The sequence below is a fragment of the Methylobacterium sp. WL18 genome, assembly GCF_008040015.1.
Taxonomy (GTDB): Bacteria; Pseudomonadota; Alphaproteobacteria; order Rhizobiales; family Beijerinckiaceae; genus Methylobacterium; species Methylobacterium mesophilicum.
In genome coordinates this window covers 1-861 of sequence record NZ_VRVD01001094.1, presented here as the reverse complement: position 1 = coordinate 861, position 861 = coordinate 1, and the positions used below count along the sequence as shown (strand labels likewise).

Below are 861 nucleotides of genomic sequence, written 5' to 3'. Positions count from 1 at the left end.
TCGCTCGGCGGGGTCGTTCCCCCCGGGAACGCCGACGCCCCGCCGCAAGCAGCCGAGGCCATCCTGGCCGGCCATCTGCGGGGTCTCGCCGCGCCGCAGCCCTTCGATATCGCCTCCGCGGACGGGCACGTGGTCAAGCCGTGGTTCAACGGCCGCACGATCATCGCCCCCGACGCACCCGACCTCGCCGAGCGGGGCTACCCGCTGGCCGGCGGCCGGATCGACATCGTCGACGGCAAGCCGGTGCCGACCCTGGTCTACCGCCACGACCGCCACGTGATCAGCGTCACCGTGGTGCCGGCGGCCGGCGATGGATCGGACGCCGAGGAGCGCCGGGACGGGACGTTCATCGAGCGTTGGAGCGCCGGCGATCTCACCTACTGGGCGGTGTCGGACCTCAACGCCCGGGACCTGCGGGGCTTCGTCGCGCTGTACCGCGCCCGGACCGCCCGACCGGAGTGACGAATTCCGCCGGCGCCCGGGAATAACCGCGCGGGGAACCGGGTTCTTCATCCTGCCATCCGCTTCGATCCCATGTTCGATCCCATGAGGGCCGCGCGTGATCGTCAGTCCCGACCGCACCCTGCGCCCGTTCGACCGGCACGCCACGCCGACGCCCGATCCGCCCTGCGGGTTCGGCGACCCACGCGCAATCCGCGAACCGGCACCCCTGGAGGACGCGCTTTACCGGCTGGTCGAGCATCTCGAGCAGGGGGTGGCGGTGACCGACCGGTCCGGGCGCGTGCAGCTCCTGAACCGCGCCGCCCACGCCCTGGTCCGCCGGGGCCTGCTGCGCCTCCGGAACGGATGCCTGAGCACCGGCACGCCCGAGCACGCCGCGGCGTTCGGCCGGCTCGTCGC

At 73.5% G+C, this 861-nt stretch carries 2 pseudogenes; both read left to right on the top strand.

The features are described 5' to 3' along the window. Positions 1-462 (top strand): annotated as a pseudogene (locus FV228_RS31110) (anti-sigma factor); the annotation flags it as partial. A 97-nt stretch (positions 463-559) separates the two neighbouring features. Further along, a pseudogene (locus FV228_RS31105) lies at positions 560-861 on the top strand (hypothetical protein); the annotation flags it as partial.